Origin of the sequence: Alcanivorax sp., from assembly GCF_017794965.1 — a bacterium.
In the GTDB taxonomy this organism is placed as follows: domain Bacteria; phylum Pseudomonadota; class Gammaproteobacteria; order Pseudomonadales; family Alcanivoracaceae; genus Alcanivorax.
In genome coordinates, this window is the sequence record NZ_CP051240.1 from 3,165,587 (window position 1) to 3,187,541 (window position 21,955).

Sequence of the window (21,955 nt, forward strand, 5' to 3'; positions counted from 1 at the left end):
GCAATGCGAACCCGGTACGGAATACCACACCGTGCCATGGCGATTAGCCCAGGAATGACCATGACCGACCCGATTGTTTATAACGACCTCAGCCCAGCCCAGCTGGTAGAGATGGCTGTTCAGCGTAACGAAGGCCGCCTGTCCGACACCGGCGCCCTGGTGGTGGAAACCGGTCACCGTACCGGCCGCTCCCCCATGGACCGTTACATCGTTGACGAGCCGAGCACCAGCGAGCACATCCACTGGGGTGCCATCAACCGCCCCTTCCCGGCTGACAAGTTTGACGCCCTCTGGGACCGCGTTTCCGCTGCCACCGCGGAAAGCGACAGCTTCGTTTCCCACCTGCACGTGGGCGCCGATTCGGATCATTACCTGGCGGTAAAAGTGACTGCGCAGACCGCGTGGCACAATCTGTTCGCCAACACCATGTTCATCCGTCCGGAAAAGTACAACCCGCGCAGCAAAGAAGAATGGCAGATCCTGCACGCACCGCACTTCCAGTGCGAGCCGGAGCGTGACGGCACCAACTCTGACGGTTGCGTGATCCTCAACTTCGCCCAGCGCAAGATCCTCATTGCCGGCATGCGTTACGCCGGTGAAATGAAGAAAGCCATGTTCTCCGTACAGAACTTCCTGCTGCCGGAGAAAGACGTCCTGCCCATGCACTGCTCCGCCAACGTGGGTGAAGACGGTGACGTGGCCCTGTTCTTCGGCCTGTCCGGCACCGGTAAAACCACCCTGTCCGCCGACCCGGCCCGTTACCTGATCGGTGACGACGAGCACGGTTGGGGCAAGGACGTGGTCTTCAACATTGAAGGCGGCTGCTACGCCAAGTGTATCGACCTGAGCCAGAAGAACGAGCCGGTGATCTGGGATGCCATCAAGTTCGGTGCGGTACTGGAAAACGTCATCATCAATGACGAAACCCGTAACGCGGACTACACCGATGTGTCCCTGACCCAGAACACCCGTGCCGCCTACCCGCTGGAAAACATCGACAAGAAAGTCGAAGCCAACCGCGCTGGCGAGCCCAAGCACATCATCTTCCTGACCTGCGACCTGACCGGCGTACTGCCGCCTGTCTCCAAGCTGAGCAAGGAAGCGGCCGCCTACCACTTCCTGAGTGGCTACACCGCACTGGTCGGCTCCACCGAAATGGGTTCCGGCGGTGGCATCAAGAGCACCTTCTCCACCTGCTTCGGCGCGCCCTTCTTCCCCCGTCGCGCCGGCGAGTACGCCGAGCTGCTGATCAAGCGCATGGAAGAATTCGGCTCCACCGTTTACCTGGTCAACACCGGCTGGACCGGTGGCCCCTACGGTGAAGGCGAGCGTTTCAGCATCCCCACCACCCGTGGTGTGGTGAACGCCATCCTGTCCGGCGAGCTGGACAATGCCGAAACCGAGCACCTGGACATCATCAACCTGGACGTGCCGAAAGCCGTTCCCGGCGTTGACAGCAACCTGCTGCAGCCCAAGAACACCTGGGCCAACCCGGAAAACTACGAAGCACGCGCCCGCGATCTGGCGGAACAGTTCGAAAAGAACTTCGCCGAGAAATACGCGGATGTGTCCGACGAGATTCGCGCCGCCGGCCCTAAAGCTTGATGGCGTAATCGACTGAAAAAGCCCGCCACCGGCGGGCTTTTTCGTTATCGCCCATGGCGCAGACCCGCGCCATCGGGAAGATAGGAAATTTTCCGGTTTGCCCCCGCGCACATACGGGCGCAAACTTTTTCCGGCCCAGCAGACGTTTGAGCCGGCCGCCCCAAAAGGGCCTGCCTTTGAAGAATAATTCAGAAATACCCAATGAATTTGAACGGTTTGCCCGTGCATAACGGACAGCCTGACAGGAGCTTCAATGAGCATACCCAAGATTGTTGTCGTTGGTGGTGGTGCCGGCGGATTGCCGCTGGTGACCAAACTGGGCCGCAAACTCGGCCGCGTCGGCAACGCCGATGTTACCCTGGTGGATTCCTCCAGCATTCATGTCTGGAAGCCCCGCTTCCACGAAGTCGCCACCGGCGCCATTGATGCGGATCTGGATGCGGTGGATTACCGCGCCCACGCCCAGCTGAACCATTACCGGTTTGAGCCCGGCACCCTCACCGAAGTGAATACCGCCAACCAGCAACTCACCCTGGCCCCGCTCCATGACGAGCATGGCAAGGAAGTACTGCCCGAACGCAAACTGGACTACGACTACCTGGTACTGGCCACTGGCAGCCAGAGCAATGACTTTGGTACACCCGGCGTGCGCGACAACTGCCTGTTCATGGACAGCCGCGCCCAGGCCGAGCGTTTCCGTGAGCGTTTCCTCAATGCCTGTCTGCACGCCAATTACGAAGGCAAGCCGGTATCCGTTGCCATCGTGGGCGGCGGTGCCACCGGTGTGGAACTGGCCGCGGAACTGCACCATGCCGTTTCCATGCTCAACTTCTACGGGCACGACAAGCTGGATCGCAAACATCTGCAGGTGGATATTATTGAAGCCGCACCGCGTATCCTGCCGGTACTCAGCGAGCGGGTGTCTGCCACCGCCACCAAGCGTCTGGAAGCCCTGGGGGTAAAAGTGCGCACCAGCGTGATGGTGTCCGAAGCCACCGAAGCCGCCTTTGTGCCGAAAGACGGCGATCCCATCAAGGCCGACTTGCTGGTCTGGGCCGCCGGGGTAAAGTGTCCGGAATGGCTCGGCCAGATCGAGGGCCTGACCACCAATCGCATCAATCAGGTGGAGGTGGAGCCCACATTACAGGCCAAAGGCCACAAGAACATTTTCATCATCGGCGATGCCGCCTTCCTGATTCCGGAAGGCGCCGAACGACCGATTCCGCCACGCGCCCAGTCCGCCCAGCAGATGGCCCAGCACACCGCACGCAGCCTGCAACAGCTGCTGATGAACCGCGACCCGCGCCCGTTCGAATACAAGGACCACGGCTCGCTGGTATCGCTGTCCAACTACAGTTCCGTGGGCATGCTCATGGGCAACCTGAAAGGCGGCAATTTCTTTGTGGAAGGCTGGCTGGCCAGGATGATGTACATCAGCCTGTACCGCATGCACCAGGCTGCGCTGTACGGTTGGCCGAGAACCGTGATGCTGTTGATCGCCGGGCGCTTTAACAAGCTGGTTAGGCCGCGGTTGAAACTGCATTAAAGGGCGAGTTGAAAGTTTAAAGTTCAAAGTTGAAAAAGCGCGGATGAGTTAGGCAGTAAGCGTCGCCGACTCTGCCCGCGCACCACCCACCCACGCCGTAGGAGCCTGCCTGCAGGCGATTTTGTGGATTAGACGTTCGCATGCGCAATGGTTTCAATCGCCTCGCTGCGCGCGTTCCTCCCTCAAGTGGAACTCCAACAAAAAAAGGCCGCCCCGGTTAGGGGCGGCCTTTTTTATTGGGTCTCTCTGTGCACTTGGCATGCCTGCAAGCAAAAAGATCGTCTGCAGGCAGGCTCCTACGGTGAGCGCGGGCAGTGGGTTTTCGATCATTAGTACCAGCCCCGCGCCTTTTCAACTTTGAACTTTAAACTTTCAACTGCTCCTAGATCTTGCCCACCAGATTAATAAACGCCCCTTCGTGATCGTAATCCAGATCGGTCAGATCATCGGAGAACGAGCTGAAGTTGTAGCCCACGCCAAACTTGATGTTGTCGTTCAGGTGACGATAGATCGCGGTCAGCACACCGCTTCGGCTGTCTTCGGCATCCGGCAGGTCCAGCAGGCGCCCCTCGAGGGTGGCATCCCATTTGCGGATGAAGTGCCAGTCGATGCGTGCCACATAGAGACTGGCACGGCTGTCGAAGAACTCGGGGTCATCACGGTCCTGACTGATTTGCCCCAGACGGTAGGCGTACTTTCCACCGATGCTCCAGCGACGGGTGAGATCATAGATGGCATCCACCGAGAGGATATGGCTCTTCTGGATAAACTCCGTGCTGGTGTTGTTCACCGTCACCTGATCCGCTGTAGGCAGATTGTAGAAGTAGGTGTACTTGGCCAGCACGTTGAGACGATCGTTATACACTGGACGGTAACCGTAACCAAAGATGGCTTCGATAAAGCGGCCGTCGTAAAAGTCGCCTTGTGAGCTGATGCTGTCCGAGTAGTTCAACCGGCCAATCAAGCGCCAGTCCGGAGTGAACTGATATTTGAGGCTGTTCTTGGTGAGCCAGGTCTTGCGCTCGGAATGGCTCAGGTCTTCCGCCTCCAGTTTATCGATCCGATATTCCAGCACGCTGGCCATCTGCACGGTCTTGTACCCGTAGCCCACTTTGGCCCCAATCGCACGGCGCTCCTGCTCGGCGCCGGTTTGGCGGTCACGCAGGGTGCCGAAATCCAGGCTGGCGCCGTAGTTCCAACGATCATTAGGCGCGATATCGATACCCGTGGCATGGGTCAGACCGGTGGGCACATCACCGTGGGTGTAACGCTCTTCCAGGTAGACACTGGTGGTATCGGAATAACGGGAACGCACCCCGGTGGCCATGTTGCCGCGACGGGCACGCACGCCGTTGTCGCTGCGCTCATTCTCCAGCGCATAGTTGAGATACAGATTGCTGCGATCGGACACCTGGAACTCGGTACCGGCCTGGGCACCCACGCCCAGATCACCGCCGGAGACCTCACCATTGGTGCGCCAGCGATCGGAAATACGCACTTCCCCCCCCGCCCCCAGGCGGGCATTGTCTTCCTGGGTGCCATTACTGGAGGCGGTATCCTGGGCATAACCGTAGGCCGCCCAGCGCCCCAGGGAGTCGTAGTCACCCCGCACCACCACATCGGTGCGGTCGCCTTCAATCTGTGTCAGCGGCACTACCGGGGAGTTATCCTCACGCTGCTCCTGACGGACCCCGGCACTGACCTGCCACTGCGCATTGAGTCGCTGGGTCACATTCAGTTCCGCGGCGCTGGTATCCAGTCCCTGTTCCTGCTCCAGGCTGTCCGCTTTCACCGTGACGCTGGTGCTCTTGGTCACTGGAACATGGAGGCTACCGCCCTGCTGCTCGGTATCCTTGGCGGTAATCTGGCCCGGAGCGGAATAGCCTGCTTCCACCTCCTGCCGGTATACGGTCATGTTGCCGTCCACCGACTTGTCCCATATATCGCGGAAGCCCACGCTGGCATCCACCCGATTGGCATCGGCACTGATATCTTCACCCGGCAGCGCACCGTTGCTGACGCCGTCGAAGTTATACCCGCCATCGGTTGAGAAGAAGGTGGACGTGTCTGTGCCTTCAGAGCTGGCAAATTCGGTTTTCAGCCAGGTGCGGGCGTTCTTGCGCAGGGTCAGGTCCACACTGCCCAGATCACTGCTGCCTTCTTCACTGGTGTTGTTGGCGGTGAGGCCCAGCTTCACATGGTCGCCAAACCAGTAGTGCATGCGCCCGCCCTGGGACAGGTCGCTGGTTTCCTCAAAGCTGAAGGTGTACTCGTAGCGCGCCACCAGGAATACATCGTTGTCACTCCCCGCATCCGTAGACACCAGAAGCTCATCGGCCATGCTCGGCGAGAGTGGCTCGTTGAGCATCAGCCGGCCCTGCAGATAGTCGATGTCATAGTCGATGCCGGGCACCAGGTTCTTCACCGCCAGCACCATCCCGGAAGCCTTGTCCCGCACTTCCACACGCACCCGGTCCGAGCCTTCCAGCACATCCAGATGACGCAGGTAGTACAGCGAACCACCGGTGCCACGGAATTCATCCCGACCGGCCAGCGTGCCCGGATCCGCCACAAAGCCGTCCACCAGTAACCGCTGCTCGCCGAAGCTGGTCACCGAATCGGACTCATAATGCAGCTTGCCCCCGTAGAGACTGCGGTCCACCTGCGCCAGCGTGGTGTCCAGGTAACTGGTGTGGAAATTACCCCACATGCCGTAGTCATCGTCACGCTGTACCCGCAGATAGAACTTGCCCAGGGTCGGCGCCCCGTCTTCTACCGTGCTGTCATCCCCGTAGGTGGGGAAGTAATAGTCCGGATCAATACGACGAAACAGGGCATCCGGTGACTTGTCCATGAAACCGCTGAACAGATCATCCACCGGGCCATCCAGGGTGTCTGCGCTGGAGGTCAGCTGCCAGTTATCACCAAACTTGCCACGGGTGTAGTAAGCAAGACGACCATAGAGATTGAACTTGTCGTCGTAGTACTCGTCATCCGTCACCAGCTTGGCCGGGCCGGTGGTTTCTCCATAGGAGGCGGTCACGTCCGCCACACCCACGTAGAACCAGTCGTTCTTTTCCAGCTCCAGGTCGCGCAGGAACAAATCACCGTTACCCTCATTATCGATAACGGCAACCTCGACGGTGTGCAGCCCCGGGGGGAGAATCTCTTCCACCGCAAACTCACCTTCTGTGGCCACCGGCACACTGCGGCCCGCCACAAAGACTTCACGGCCTTCCGGGATTTCACTGCCATAGACACGAATGGTGCCGCCATCCAGGGGAATCTCGGAACGCACCAGGCGATTCTCGCCGTAGCCCACTTTCAGCTCTTCGTCCGGGCTCAGGTATTCGTCTTTCTTGTCGGCAAGATCGTCCGCTGTCAGGGAATTCACCACCCACAGGGTCTGCGGTGCCGTTTCATCGTAGCGGCCTTCGCTGTCGTACACGCGCAACAGATAGCGCAGGTCGGTATTGGAGGTGATGGACTCATCCAGTTCCACCTGCCATTCCGCATCACCATTCACCGGCAATTCAATCACCGCCAGCGGCTCATCACGAACCGATTTACCCAGCTCGAACAGGCGCACTTCAGCCTTCTCCAGATAGGCCGGGTAGTTGCTGTAGGCGCGGAACTGCACCAGGTTGTCCGGGCCTTCGGTATCCGGGTTATCTTCACGCATGACCGTGTTCGGCCAGGCAGTCACGTTCAGGCGAGGCTTGATCTCGAGATTGTCGAACTTGAACTGAATGTCTGCCTTTTCCAGCGCCACATCGGTACAGCGCTGCACATCAGCAGAACTCTTCAACGGGTCATCAATGGCCTTGCCGTCCACGCTGATGCGCATCAGGTTGAGTGCATAGGGGTTGGCGATGTCCACCTCACGGGTAAGCCGCTGGATATCCACACCTTCCAGATCATCCAGCACGGCCAGCTCATCGTAGACCACCTCCACATCCACGCGGGACACATCGGATTCCACAAAGCCGGCGTTGACCACATCATCGGTCTGCACATGGCCGCGGCCTTCCCACTCGGTCTGTTCTTCCGTCAGCTTGAGCTGCTCACTCACGGCTTCCATGACACGACGTGCCCGGGCAGTGGAAAGCCCCACATCGTCGCCATACACCATGGCGGTACGTCGATCGAGTCGCTCATTGCTGGTGTAGCCGATAAAGCGCAGGCGCACATTGGTCTTGTCCTGCACATCAGCAAGGATGCCGGACAGTCGTGTCATATACCCTTCCGGGATATCCGGATTGCCCTGCTTGTAGATCACCGGGGCAATCGGACCAGAAGGCGGGTCGTAGGTTCTTGTCACGGTTTCCGCGCCGGCGTCCTCCGGGCACATCTGCGGCTCACCGGACAATGACTGCAGGATATCGTCGTACCAGAACTCCACTTCCACACGACGATTAAGGGCGCGGCCGGACTCGGACTCATTGGACGCAATGGGGTTGCTGCTGCCCTTGCCAGTGCTTTCCAGCATGCTGCTGGGCAGCCCCAGCGCATCCTGCAGCGCCAGCAGCGCCCGCCGGGCACGCGCCTTGGACAAGCCTTCATGGGTGCCATAGATACGGGCATCACGGCCGGTAATCACTGCGTTGTCGGTATAGCCAATCAGGCGAAGGGTGACGTTCTGCTTGTTGGCCAGATTCTCCAGCGCCTGACGGATATGGTTCTGGAAGGATGCCGGAATCTCCACAGATTCATCATTGAAATGCAGCGGCGGCACCAGGTTTTTCACCCGGGTACGCTTGGAATGGCCTTCCTTGTAGGTCAGCTTACAAACGGTTTCTACCCGACAGACTTTTACCCGGTTGAGTTTTTCCTCAACCACGACTTCTTTCTCAACGGTGTTCTGTTCCACTTCGTCATACCAGACTTCCACTTCAACCCGGCGGTTCTCGGCACGACCTGCTGACGTATCATTTGACGCCAGCGGCTGACTCTCCCCCATCCCTTCATAGGAAATGGATTCCGGTGGCAGATCCAGGGCCACCTGGAAGTATTCGGCTGCGGCGCCAGCACGTTCGCGGGACAGGCCAGTGTTATCACCCAGGCGAGCACGCAGGGCACCGAACAGGGGAACGTTGTCGGAATGGCCAACGAAATGCAGGCGAACGTTCAGACGGCCACGCATGTTTTCCAGTACCGCACGCAGGCGCTCTACATACGAAGCCGGAATTTCCGATACCCCGGATTGATAACGGATTGGAGGCACCACATCAGTGAGCTTGATAGTGCGCAGGTTTTCCACATCCTCCGTGACGGTTTCAATACGGTCGCCCAGATTCTGCTCATAACGGCTGGGGTCCTGCACCCAGGTCTGATAATCCATATAGAGGGGCAGCTGCCGTTCAACCGCCTCCCCCAGCGACGGGGTTACCCGTACGTCCGGAGCCGGGAGAGCCTGTTCAGTCTGTGGCGCCGCGATTTGCTCTGCCTGCAGCGGCAACGCTATCCCCATGATCAATACCGTCAGCACCCCCGCACGGCCCGGAGCGCCAATAGCACGGGGGGAGGCCATCTTCATGGACAGCCGCTTCATTGTTTTTGTCAGCACAGTCAGCCTGTTCATTACTTGCCACCTCCTTTCAGAGGCGCGCCGGTTCGCCAGAAGACTTCCGTCTCGATGACCAGCTCATTGTCATTCCCCAATTCTGCCCATTTGCGGGCAACCCGCTTTCTGATGGCCTTGAGGCGGTCATCCACCAGCCCTTCATCTTCCCGCTCAGCCATATAGGCAATGCGCAGGATGGACGGCTTCCCTTCCAGCTGTTCCATCAGCAGGGGCATGCGCGACGCCCATTGCAGACGCATCTCGGTGCTGCCCTTCTCGAATACCGGGTCGGCAATATCCAGACGCACCACCCGGTGCAAGGCCGCACCAAAGTTGAACTTGATCATCTTGCCTCGAGTGGCACGACGCACCAGCGGGTTCGGTGTGGTCATGCGATAACCGGAAGGCAGCGAGCGATCGTCTACCTTGAGAATGAAATTGGAACCACGCAGCTCGTTGGGTACCACCGCACAGGTGATGTGGAAGCGGCCATACTGGTCGCTGGTGACAATCAGGCCACGGGCAGTGACGGCACGCACATTTGGCAGGCCGGCTTCGCCGTCATCCTGATAGCCATTCATGTTGGTGTCGTCGTAGACCTTGCCAATCACATCACTACAGTCGAAGTCCGGATCCGGCACGACGCGCACCGTCGCCTGGGCTTCTCCGGACACCGCAGCACTGTTGGCAAGGCGGGCGCGACTGGTGCGCGCCTGGAAAACCTGGGCGCGGTTCACGTACTCACCTTCCGCCACGCCGGAGCCCACGATGAACAGCAACTTCAGCGCATACTGCCCACTGGCATTGAGGTCCAGATCGCGCCATATCAGGTTGCGACCATCCACCTCCGGCTCCACCGCCTGGTCGCCCAGTCGGGCAGACCCTTTCACATACTTGAAGCCTGCCGGGAAGCTGTCGAGGATCGCCAGATCGGAAAGATCACTGCCAAAGTTGTTGTTGATGCGAATCACGTAGGGCACGAACTCACCGCGGCTCACGTTCACCACCGAGGCACTCTTGGTGATGGTCACCGCACCGCTCAACTCCGGATCCAGTGGAATGTGGTTGTTATAGATCTGGCTGTCCTCGGGGGTGGTCCCGGCAAACATCAGATTCAGGTAGTAACCGGTCAGCGGGCTGCCCGCAGCCACTGAGGAAGGCGGCACGGCGGCAGAGATCTGGGCCTCACACTCCGCAGTGGTCGCCAGCGCATCATCACTACAGGCCGCCGCATCATAGGCGGTGGTTTGCTCGCCGGTCAGCGGCGGAATCACTGCGGACTCTCCGCCGGTGAATGCACCAGCCGGCGGGGTCACCACAATCCGATAATCCTGCCCAGAGGGGCAGGAAGCGCCGCTGAAGTTCAGGTCGAATTTGTAGAAACCGGACACCAGCGTTACCTGCCCCTGCTGCGCCGGGCTGTCGAAACAACTGTCGGCGATGGCATTGCCAGCCCCGTCCACCATGGTCAGGGTCGCGCCGGCAATGGCTTCACGGGTAATGGCGTTGTAGACCACCCCGTTGGGATCAATCGGCAGGTTCAGATCAGCCACCAGGCTGTCTGCCGCCGCGGTGATATCCGTGATCACTTGCAGACCATCGGTGAAGGCAGGATCAGAATCGGTGTAACCCAGCGGCGCCGTGGTGGACGACGCGCCCGGTGCCACAAACCGCAGCTCATAGGTTTCCCCCGGCTGGGTCATCGGCAGGCCAATAACGCTGTAGTTGCCATCGGCGCCGGACACCGTGCTGCGCAGCATCACATTGTTCTGCCAGGCCTGGACTTCCCAATCCACCAGCGGCTGTTCGGTGGCATCGAAGATATTGTCGAAATCCTCGTCGTGCCACAGTGCGCCACTCAGGGTTGCGGTACCGGGAATGGCCCCCACCTGAACATCCACCGTACTGCTGGCCATCTGGGTATTGTTGTTCCAGTACACATCGCCGGTATTGCTGACGATGGACTCCCAGGGAATGGCACTGTCCAGGGTGACCCGGAAGCGCAACAGAGCATTCGCCCCCGGCGCCAGATCGCCATAGGCCATACCGTAATCCGCCACCAGCAAGGTGCCTTCCGTTACCCCCGCAACGCCACCATTGAGCGTGGCCGAGTTGGTGACAAAGGTGCCCATGGAGGCCAGCCAGGACAGGTCATCCTGAATGATGACCTGGGTTGCCGGCACCGTGCCCACGTTGGCGACCTGAACCGTATATTCAAGCTCGGAGCCGGGCATCACGGCGCCGCCGCCCACCACCACCACATTCTTGACGATGGCCAGTTGCTGGGCTTCACCCACGGTGATTTCGGTGGGCTGGTCACCATTGGAATCGATGCCGTCCTGATCCGACAGTTCATCCGGCAGCTCTTCACTGCTCATGGTGCCCTGGTTGACGATCACCGTGCCGTTGGCCGTACCGGTATTGATGGTGACCTGCAAAGTCACTTCAGCCGTGCTGTTGGCAGCCACGGTACCGGCCACGTCACCCATCGAGTTGACCTGCATGCCGGACACCAGCGGCGAAGCACCACTGAGATCCGCCACCGCGGCACCGTTCAGGGTGGTGCTGGCAGGAACATAGGTGGTGTTGGCCGGTATCAGATCGGTCAGCATCACATTGGTAGCGGGCTGATCCGCCGTATTGGTCACCGTGAAGGTGTACAACAGGGTGTCATCGGGGTCCGGTGCGTTGTTGGCATTGAGGTCATTGGCCAGCACTACGGTTTTCTGTACATCCAGCAGGGGCAGATTGCCGACAATATCCACCGTGGGATCATTCAGCGCCGGTGTGGCCGGATCATCGGAGGGCTGCTCCATGAAGTCAGTCCCCCCATTGCCGGTGCCCACCACAAAGCCCTGGTTGGCAATCAAGGTGCCCGGTATCGCGTCACTGTCCACTTGCACATCAAAGGTCACCGTGGCCACGTGATCTGCCGGTGCCAGGGTGTTCGCCAGCATCACACCTGGAGCCGCATCCACCGGTGCGTTGACCAGCATGCCGCTTTCAAGCGCCGACATGCCCGCCGCCGGATCGGCCACCGGATTCCCGTTCAGGGTGGTGGTACCCGGCAGGTAGCTTGTGTACTGGGGAATGGCATCGCGCAGGAACACATCACGCGCGTCTTCATTACCGATGTTCGTCACAGTGAGGGTGTAGCGCAGGGTTTCGCCCGGCTCCAGCACAGCGGGATCGGCACTGATATCGGCAGACACTTTCTGCACCCGCATCTGTGGTGCCGAATTCACCGTGATGGCCGTGGGATCTTCCGTGCCGCCCAGAGCGGGATCATCGGTTAGCTGCAGGGGATTGCCGAGGAATTCGACCTGGCCCTGGTTCAGCACTTCGGTGGCATCATCCATCACCGCCACCAGGGTAATGTCGAAGGCCAGCTGAATGGCATCACCGGCTTCACCCTGGGCAGCCAGGTTAAGGTCACGGATATCTACCTGCCCCTGGCCGTTGGTGCCACCAACAGGGTCGGAATTATCGCTGCTGCCTGGGGGCAGCGAAGCCATCACCAGAGAACCGGCTTCAAACCACTCCCCGGCATTCAGGGCACCCAGATCATCAACCATGGAGAAACCGGTCAGTGAGGCCGCGCTGGTATTGGTCACATCAATCACATAGCGCAGGGTATCCCCAGGGCTGGCCTGGCCATCACCATCCGCATCCACCTGCACACTGACGGTCTTGTCCACCTGCATGGAGGGCAGCACCGGGGTCAGGGTGTGGTAATCCTGCGGGTCCGCCACATCTTCGATTACCTGCTGCAAATCATGGTCATAGGTACGACGCGCCGGTGACGTATCCTCTGCGCTAAACCATTGCGTGGCCGCCGCAAAGTTGGTCAGGTTGGCATCCGTGGGCGTGTCCTGATCCAGTTGCGCTTCATAGCTCACCACCAGGATCTGTTCCGGGCCCAATGCCGCTGTTGCGCTGACGCCATTGATGACCAGCGCACAGGGTTCCCCTGGCGTAAAGCTCAGCGTGTAGTCCGTACTTTCTGCCAGTGTGTTTACCAGGGTAGTGGCATCGGATTCGTAGATGCTCACATCCGTCACCACCGGCGGCACATCACACATGCCGCCCTCTGCCAGTGTCGGCAGATAATCGGTCACGGTGATATCCCGCGCCGTGGCCACGGTATCCGTGTTCTGTACCGACAGGGTGAACAACCCGGGCGTCCCATAGGCCAGGGTGGCCGGGCCATCCTTGGTCATCACCAGGGACGGCTCGACAATGGTCATGTCTTCCGAGGTATCGGCCAGGGTGGCGGTATCCCCTGCGAAGCTGCCGTAGGAATAACGCGCCGTATTGTTGAAGGTCAGACCCGCCACATTGGCCGGGTCATCCTGCAGATACACGGTCAGCTCCACCAGCATCTGCCCCGATGCCGGCACATCCACACCGTCGCCGCTGGCCTGATCCACCAGATCCAGCGCGGTGGCCGTGCCCTGGTTGCTCATGGCGGCCCAGCTGGTGCCGCCATCAAGGCTGTAGCGCGCCTCACTGAAAGCCAGCACCGCTGCAGAGGAGGACAGGTCATCCAGTACATGCACATCGCTCAGCGCAATGTTCTCCGCCACTGCCGGCACGCGAATCTGGTAAGTGAACGGCACCCCGATTTCGGCTTCAGGCTGGGTGATCGCTTTCTCCAGCGCGCCGGCGCCAGGGGAGGTGAGGCTGGCAGACAGGGGCGCAGTCGGGCCGTAATCTTCCCGCTCTGCGGCATCACCGTCGGTGGGCACATCACCGTTGTCGAAGGAGAAATAGAGATTCACCAGTACACTGTTGTCCAGCGTCAGGCTGGCGCCGAGATCCGCATCCGCCTGGGCGGTGTAGACCAGACGCAAGGTGTCGCCTGCCGGAATTGTCCAGGCATCGGCGGCGCCGTCCAGATCCCACTGGGCCAGGCCAGTCAACGGATCGAAGCCGGGGGCCTGCACCGGCAAGGCGGCGCCCGACAACAGTTCAATACTTTGCGTGGTGACACCGGCCACCCGCAGACCCGCTGGCAGCACATCCTGAATCTGCACGTCGTAGGCCGGTGCCTGACCGTTGTTCTGGATATCTACGGTGTAGGTCACCCCTTCACCGGCGGTAACCACCGCATCTGCCCCGGTGGCTGACGTCACATTCACCGCAGAGACTTCCAGAAAGGGCTGATGCACCGCGATGCTGGCCGTGGCAGGAACCGGGGTCACCGGACCACTCACCAGGGTATAGGCCAGCTCTGCACTGTTGGCGAGAGTCTGCACCAGCGGCTGCTGGTTGAGTGCATCCAGGTTCAACACCCGAGCCTGATAGGTGATGACATAGACGTCGTTGCTGGCATCCCCATCCACCGGGTTGGTGATATCACCAATATCGAAAGTGACGGTCTGGCCACTTACCGCCGGGGCCGCCAAGGTCCCGGCCGTACCAAACTGGTCCACACTGACCACTTGCTCGAACGCCATGCCTGCGGGGAGGGTATCGGTCACCACCAGATCGGTGTGGGAGCCCTCCTGCAATGCCACCTGCAAGGCAAAGTTGACCCGGTCACCGACTCGCAATATGCCATCGTCATCGGGCAGGTAGGTATCGCTGACCACCTGTTTGCTGAAGGCGGTACTGTCGGTGGTGGCAACCTGACTGCTGTCCGTAGCCACATAATCATTGAAGGCAGGGGTTTCACTGCCGGTCCGCTCGAAAGCGCTGCTGCCCGCCAGACTGGTCCAGCGCAGCACCAGGGTGTTGTTCAATGTCTGCCCGGCACCCACGCTGTCTTGCACAGCCGCCTGGTAGGTGAGATTGAGGTTGTCACCTTCCGCCAGAGTGGCCACGTTCCAGGTGAGTACCTGGGGCGTGTTGATGCCGTCACCGGTGATCGTATCCGGATCCCCCAGGCTGGCACTGCCCGCCTCATACACCAAGCCGATATCCAGCGTATCGGTCAGGGTCAGGTCATGGGCATCTGCGGCATTCGCCCCGGTAGCCGCGGTTACCTGGACGCTATAATCCAGCAACGTACCGGCACTGATGCTGGCCGGTGCCGTCACATCCTTGCTCAGGGTCAGTTGCGGCTCGGCAATGGTGAGTGCCGCCGTAGCGGAACTGGTCAGGGTGTTACCGTTGAAGGTATAGCTGGCCGTGTTCACAAAGCTGTCGCCGGCATTGCTGTCCGCGGTGTTCACCACTCTTGCTACAAGGGTAATTTCCGCCTGCTGTCCCGCCGGAATCTGGGTCAGGCTCAGGTCCACGTTCTGGGCCGCGCTGCCGTTGTCGGTCAGCCCGAACGCCGGGTCGTTGACGGTTGCCGAGACGAACTCCAGATCACTGTTCAGGGTATCGGTGATCTGCACATCGCTGAGCGCGGCGGACAGGGTCGCGCCGGGAACGGTGATGGTATATTCCACTTCTTCACCCACCACCGCCTTGGTGGTGGGCGTCACCAGGGTCTTCACCGGCACAGCCAGTGTGGCCGGATTGCTCATCACAAATTCGGTCACCGCAACCGGCGCATAACGCTGGCCACTGGTGGCGGGCAATGACCAGTACTCGGTAATTCCGGCGCCATGACTCCAGCTGGTGTTGGGAGGCGTATCGGTATGGAAACCGATGTCGTAGTCGATGGTCAGCACACCGCCGGGCATCACCGGCACATTCAGTTTGATGCTGGTACTGCCGCCGCGCGTCGCCGGCGGGGTAAAGACAAAGTCAGCGGCCGCCAGAGGCGTGCCGTCGATGCTCACCACCGGCGTGGTCAGGGTGCTTTCGTCCAGCTCGTAGGCCACGTTGCCGCTGATCAGCAGATCATAGGCCGGTGCATCGCCGTTGTTCTGGGTCTCCAGCCGGAACGCCATGGTCTCGCCAGCCAGGTCCATGACGTTGTAGGGACTGGTGCGACCATTGCGCTCGGTCTTGACCACATCACTCATCAACGGCTGGTCAACGGTGATCCCCACCGTGTCCTGCATGCGGGCCGGATCCAGTGGCACCGGGTCGCCGCTCAGGGTGGCGTAGGAAAGGGTCACCGCATTGTCCAGCCCGAGGGTAGCCTGGTGCGCCAGCACGTCCTCGACCACCCGCGCGCGGTAAACCAGCACCAGGTCATTATTGGCAGAGTTGTTGTCGTTGGCGTTGCCCACATCCCCCAGACTGAAAGTCACCGTCTGCCCGCTGGTTGCATCACCGGCCACCGACGGCGCACCCAGCGGCGCATGGGTAAAGGGATAAACCGGATCAAATGGCGCGGCATTGTCACCGTTGACGGACACGATCCGGTCGAACGCCATACCTGCGGGAAGCACATCGGACAACACCACATTACGGGTGGTGCTCTCGTTCAGGGTCAGGGTGAGCTGATAATCCAGGCTATCGCCTACCCGCAATCGGCCGTCGCCGCCGAGACTGCCATCGGCTGCCCAGGTGTCCACCAGGAACGCCTTGCTGACCGCCGTGTCATCGGAAGAATCGGCAGTCGTGACCTGGGCGGAAATACAGTAATCATCCGGGGCAGTAATCGCCGGACAGCCGGCACCGGTACGCTCGTAGACACTGACATCCTGCAGTGAGGTCCAGTCCGCGTTCATGCTGTTGGTAAAGGTGCCGCCGGGAATGCCGATCACCACACGGTAGGTAAGCACCAACTCCTGGCCAGCAGGTAGATCAAGACTGCCGTCCGCATTATCACGACCCCAGATCCACTGGCCACTGCCGCCATCGGCAGGGGCACTGACAAAGCCGGCCACGGCGCTGCCGTTGATGGTGGCCGTCGGGGTAAAGCTGCTATCCAGGGTCAGGCCCGTGGGCAGGGTGTCAACGATGTTCAGATCATAGGCGGTGGCATTGCCGTTATTGTTCAGGGTAACGGTGTACTCCAGTACCGTCCCCCCGGTGAGCTGGCCACCACTGATGTTGGTGTAGTTCTTGGTGGCAGACAGATCCGATTCGATGGCGCTCACCAGCGCCGTGCTGTCATTCAGGGTCGGAGCCGGCGCACCGGTCTGCCCATGGGTGTAATTCACCTGTACCCCATTACCGAGTGTGTCGCCACGGTCGGTATTGAGGTCGTTATTGATACGCCCGTAGTAGGTGATGCGAATCTGCGGATTCAGGGTGGTGGTGCTCAGATCATCTTCCGTGGCGGTGACCACCGTGCCCAGATCCCACAGCACCGCCCCACTGGCGCCGTCCACCGGCACCGCATTCATTGCCGCTTCGGAAGGCGCAGCACCGTTGATGCTGGCGATACCGGTAAAGTCGTAGGTGATATCAAAGTCAGCGTTATCGGCCAGCAGGTAGCTGACCGCACCACTATTCAGGAAATCCTGGATTTGCAGGTTCTGGGTGGTGCCTTCCGGCAACAGGATATCCAGCTGGAAGGCCTTGTGGGCACCGATCTCGGGCGCCATGGCCGGGTCCAGATCGGTCTTGGTCAGGGCCAGCGGCCCCACGGTGGCCTGCACCGTATTACTGATCGCTTCGTAGTCGTTGGGGGCGGTGGCCGAGCTATCCAGGGAACCGATACGCTGGCCATCGGCCGCGCCATCCGCACCGATCTGGCCGGTGCTGTTGAGGGCAGTGCCTTGCCCCGGCAGGGAGGTCCAGTCTCCCCGCACCAGGTTCTGCAGCATTTGCAGCGGCTGGACCGCATCATCTACCCGTACCTGGAAAGTGAAGGTGCGGCTGGCCCCTGGGGCCAGCGGGTTGGCAGGCTGCCACACAAACACCGGGCGGTTTGGGCCATAGGTGGTGGTGTCCACCACATCCGGCGGATCCGTTCCTGATACGCTACCGGCGATAAAGGTCATTTCACTGTCGAGCAGATCTTCCCATACCCGCAGGTTGTAGGCCGGCGCGGTGCCGTTATTGGTCGCGGTAATGGTGATATCCACCAGGTCACCGCCGTCCACCGGCTCTACCCAGACCTTGTCCAGGCTCACGTCAGCTTCCTTCACCTCAACGGCCACTTCATCAAAGGTCAGCACCACGGTGGCGCCGCCCTGATTCTCATAGCTCAACTGGGTGGTGGTGGCAGGAAAGCCATTGGTCAGGGTGGTGCCATCATTGTTGCCCGCACTGTTATCTACCCGGGCAATAAAGGTGAGCGGAAATTCGAAACGGCTCTGGCCGGCAATCACGGACGTCAACGTCACATCACCAAAATCCCAGCGCACCTGAGTGCCACTACAGGACGGAGTAATGGGCGGCACCGGAGTCAGGTCAGGACGCTTGAAGCCCGCCGCAGCATAGGGCGGCTGACTGAGATCAACAACCGGGGCTTCGGCACAGGTCAGTCCGGCTGGTAATTGGTCTTCCACAACCAGATTGCGCAACACGGCCACCGGCAGTTCTGCCAGCAGGCGATACTCGATTTCCTCGCCCGGGGTCACTTCCTGGGGGCTGCCCTGCCCCAATGGCGTCTGCGACAACCGCAGGATTTCCTTGGGCTGGGTGAGCAGCGGAATGATCTCGATAGCCGCATCCGCTTCAGCACTGTTGTATTGACGGGCACCGCCCAGTTCGCCGTTGCCCGGCGTGGTAACGGTCTGCTGGCCATGTTCGTTGGCGCTGCCTTCCAGGCTGTCATAGAGCGAGCTGAAGCGGTTGGTCAGCACCTGCTGCGGCGCAGCCCGTTCATCCGGGTCCACCCGGTAATACAGCTCCACACTGCTACCGGGTTCGATGCGGCGCAAACCTGTGCCATCCACGCCGTGCAAATGCGAGAAGGTGATCACTGCCGGGGTACCGTTGAGCACCACGTTGTCTGCCACGCTACCTTCACCGTCCGTGTCAGCCCCATCGACCAGACCATCACCGTCGTTATCCAGACCGTCGGTGGCAAAGTCCACCACCAGCATCAGGTCGCTGGCATCCAGATTGTCGGTGAGTTCCAGATCGTAGGCTGGCGCACGCGGCTGGCCATCATCGGCGGCGCGGTTGCTCACCGTGAGACGGAAAATATAGCTGTGAAAGGTATCCCCTTCGTCCGTCAGGTCCACCCAGTTGCTACAGCCCGGACCGGCACCATACAGGGTTTCGTTACACACCTGTTTTTCCACTTCAATCAGCGGCTCGGTGACGATCACATCCGCGCGCCGGATCGGCTCTTCCGGGTAACCGGTGGTGGTGCCCTGTGACAGACTGCCCTCGGCACCGATCAGGCCGCTACCCAGGGTGTAGTTTTCCTGCAGCTGGGTGTTCTCGTTGAAGAACGCCGCATCAAAGGTGGAATCCAGCACATTGGTGCGGTTGGCCGCATGCACATTGGGCGCATTGCGATCATCCTGGGGCTTGTTCAGGATGCGCGTCACGGTATCCAGGATGAACCACTCATCCGCCACCTCGATACGGGTACTGTCCGGTACATTGAAGCGCCAGCCAAACTCCCCTTCCTCCAGCGGCGAACGCGAGACATCCCTGGTCACACCCGTGATCAGCGAGGTGGATTCCAGGGTGTAGTCGGTATTGGATATATAGCTCTGACCATCCGGCACCTGATCACGTACCTGGATGTTCTGAACCGAGATGAAGGAAAAACCCGGGGTCTCGAAACCGAACCAGCCGCCGGTTTCGATCTTCCAGGTACACTCTTCGCCAATCTGTACCCGTTCACGGTCTTTGGCCTGACCGCTGGCCGGACCGTCGTAGCTCACATCCGCCACGTTTTCATTACAGGTACCCACCAGATCCTTGATCAGGTTGAAACCTATGACCCTCGCCCAGTGAGTATCCAGCGAGTAGTTGTTGCCACGGTCGATTTCGCCATCGCCGCGCAGGTTGTCGGTCCCGCCCGGAGCCGGGAACCACAACGGCAAGCCTGCGCCAGTGGCATTGAGACCATTGGCGGTAAAGATTTCCCCCACCACATCGGCACGGAAGGTCAGATCATCTTCAGCAATCCCTGCCGGGTCGTTGGTCTTGATGACCTCGAAATCGTAGTTGACCGTTTGCCCGGGGGACACGGGAGACGGCGCATCACAGCGGTAGACCGTGGCCGTGGACGGAATCGCCACCGGATCCACCCAGGTTTTCCAGGGTGCAGGCTGGATGGGGCTGCCAGACACGGGCACCACCGAACACTGTCCCGGCGAGCTCACGATTTCCATGGTGGCGCCGAAGGTCACAAAGGCCTGGAAGTCTTCAGCGTCATGACCACCGTTGTTGGTCAGCATGACTCGCAGCGGCAGACGCTGGTTCCGGTCATTGGTGAGAATAAAGGTCTGGCCATCAATATTGATATCCAGATCTTCCGGGTCCGCCGGCACCTGTCCGCGATCCTGATCGGCAATCGCATAGTTGTTCAGACTGTTGCCAGTCATGCTGCCGTCATTGTTGTTGCCGCGCAGGTCATACTCCTGCAGCCCCTGTGCCGCACAGAGCGTACGGAACTGCACGTACAGACGATTCTCCAGGTCAGGCACCTTGGAGGGATCGGTGTTGGGTTCCGGCGAGGAGATCACATCCTCTTCCAGCACATCCAGGTTGGCTGACAGGTCATAAAAGTCTGGATCGATCAGCACGACACGGAACTGGAAGGTCAACTCGTCACCATGGCGCATCAGGTGCCGATCTTCTTCCGCCTGATCTGCGTCGCTGTCGATGGTGGAACTGGACAGCCGGAACTCCGGTGCTGTGTTGTTCAGGTAGGTGGTGGAATCACCGCCGTTGAGTGGCAAGCCACCGGCCCGGTTGATCCATTCCAGGGTATCAATACGTCCTTCGTAATTACCGTATAACTGCGACTCAGCCACAATCTGCGGGGTGAACGTGGGATCCATGACATATTCAGGGGGCAACACGTCGCGCAGGTGCCAACTGTCTCCCTGATCAAAGTAGACCGTACCGCGCCCTTCATTGCGCAGGGTGATGGTCATCAAGCCACGCGCACCCACTGGCTGCACACTATCCAGACCGGTGAGACGACGCTTGACCCGCAAGCCGATATTGCTGCCACCACCATCGGTTTCGCCGTAACGGGTATACATATTGGCGTCACCGGTGTCGCTGGCGTTCAGGCCACCAGGGCCCGGCTGCGCCTCACAACCGTACTCCACATCCTGCGCATCATTCTGCAGCCAGCCCTGACGACAGGACGCGTCGTTATAAATCTTGCCCACCATGTAGATGTTGATGTTCTGGCCAGGGTTGGCATCCACCAGATCCCCATTCTCATAGGGAAGATTGTCGTCGCCAGCGCCGAACGGTGGCTCCACCACGTAGTTGTTCAATGGATTTCCCAACGCAATACTGGTCGGCTCACAGTCCCCGGGCATGCCCGCACCGTTGTTTGCCGCCACGGTATTCGCAGATCCCTGGGACGCACAGATGTGGGTAATTTCCATCAAATCCGCATCGCTGATCACATCATCCAGGCGCAGATCCTGTACCGGCGCATTACCGTTGTTGCGGATCCGGATGCGCCAGACCACATCATCATCATTGTGGCCGTATACCGTGTCACTCTGGGTGGATTGGCGCTGACCCGCATCGTAGTTCCAGCCCCACTTGGCGATATCCAGGTTGGGAGAGCGATAATCCAGGGTTTCATTACGATTAAAGGCGCCTTCGTTATAGGGGTCGGTTTCCCAGCTCCACCCTCCGGGAAAGCTCCACTCACGATCCCACTCCAGCGCATTGGTGGCCGAGCAATTGTCCTGCATCTCAAAGTCGACCAGGCGCGCACTGACGTTCTTCGAAGCGAATTCCAGCCCCTCCGGGTTAGAGGGACGGTGTACCGCGATACGCACCCGCAGGGTGTTGGCCCGTCCGATGCCACCACCGTTCTCACGGTTGTTGCTGGTGTTATTGTTCAGCGTGGGAAGGTTGGTGACTCTGACAACATTTCCGGATTGGGAGACAGAGCCGCCACTGGTGAATCCACCACCATTAAAACTGTACGACACTTCCGGCACCCCGCCACCGCCGCCGTACCACAGCTGCAGCCCGGTGGAGCCGAGATCGAACTCGATCTCGATGTCTTCCATATCAGGGTCACTGGTACCGTCCCCGCCATCCATAAAGGGGTTGCGCACCTCCGCGGTCATGTAGCCATAGCCGCACAGTTCGCAGTAGTTCAGGTTATTGTTCCCGACAAAGTCAAAAAGCTGCGGCGATCCCTCCCGGGCATAACACTGCGCCCAGAGTTGACCTGACACTGCCAGCAACACGGCCACCCCCAGCCCCCGCGCCAGCAATGCCGCGGGATGCCCCAAACAGGCAGCAGCCATCGTGTTTACCCCAGCCACGAAACTGCG

At 60.0% G+C, this 21,955-nt stretch carries 4 protein-coding genes; 2 read left to right on the forward strand and 2 right to left on the reverse strand.

Features of this window, described 5'->3' with window-relative positions; translation table 11 throughout:
* Positions 1–60: 60 nt before the first annotated feature.
* The gene (locus HF945_RS13950) at positions 61–1,605 is read left to right on the forward strand and encodes a phosphoenolpyruvate carboxykinase (RefSeq protein ID WP_290523173.1); all 1,545 of its coding nucleotides are present in this window, start codon (positions 61–63) and stop codon (positions 1,603–1,605) included.
* 253 nt (positions 1,606–1,858) lie between these two features.
* Positions 1,859–3,151 (forward strand): NAD(P)/FAD-dependent oxidoreductase, encoded by a 1,293-nt coding sequence (locus HF945_RS13955; protein ID WP_290523174.1) that lies wholly within the window; start codon positions 1,859–1,861, stop codon positions 3,149–3,151.
* Between the two features lie 382 nt (positions 3,152–3,533).
* Here HF945_RS13955 and HF945_RS13960 read toward each other — a convergent pair whose 3' ends face one another.
* Complete coding sequence (locus HF945_RS13960; RefSeq protein WP_290523175.1) at positions 3,534–8,732, reverse strand: OmpA family protein; 5,199 nt, start codon at positions 8,730–8,732, stop codon at positions 3,534–3,536.
* A complete protein-coding gene (locus HF945_RS13965; protein WP_290523176.1) occupies positions 8,732–21,928 on the reverse strand; it encodes an isopeptide-forming domain-containing fimbrial protein in 13,197 nt (4,398 codons plus the stop codon). Before HF945_RS13965 ends, HF945_RS13960 begins: the two co-directional genes overlap by 1 nt.
* Positions 21,929–21,955 lie beyond the last annotated feature (27 nt).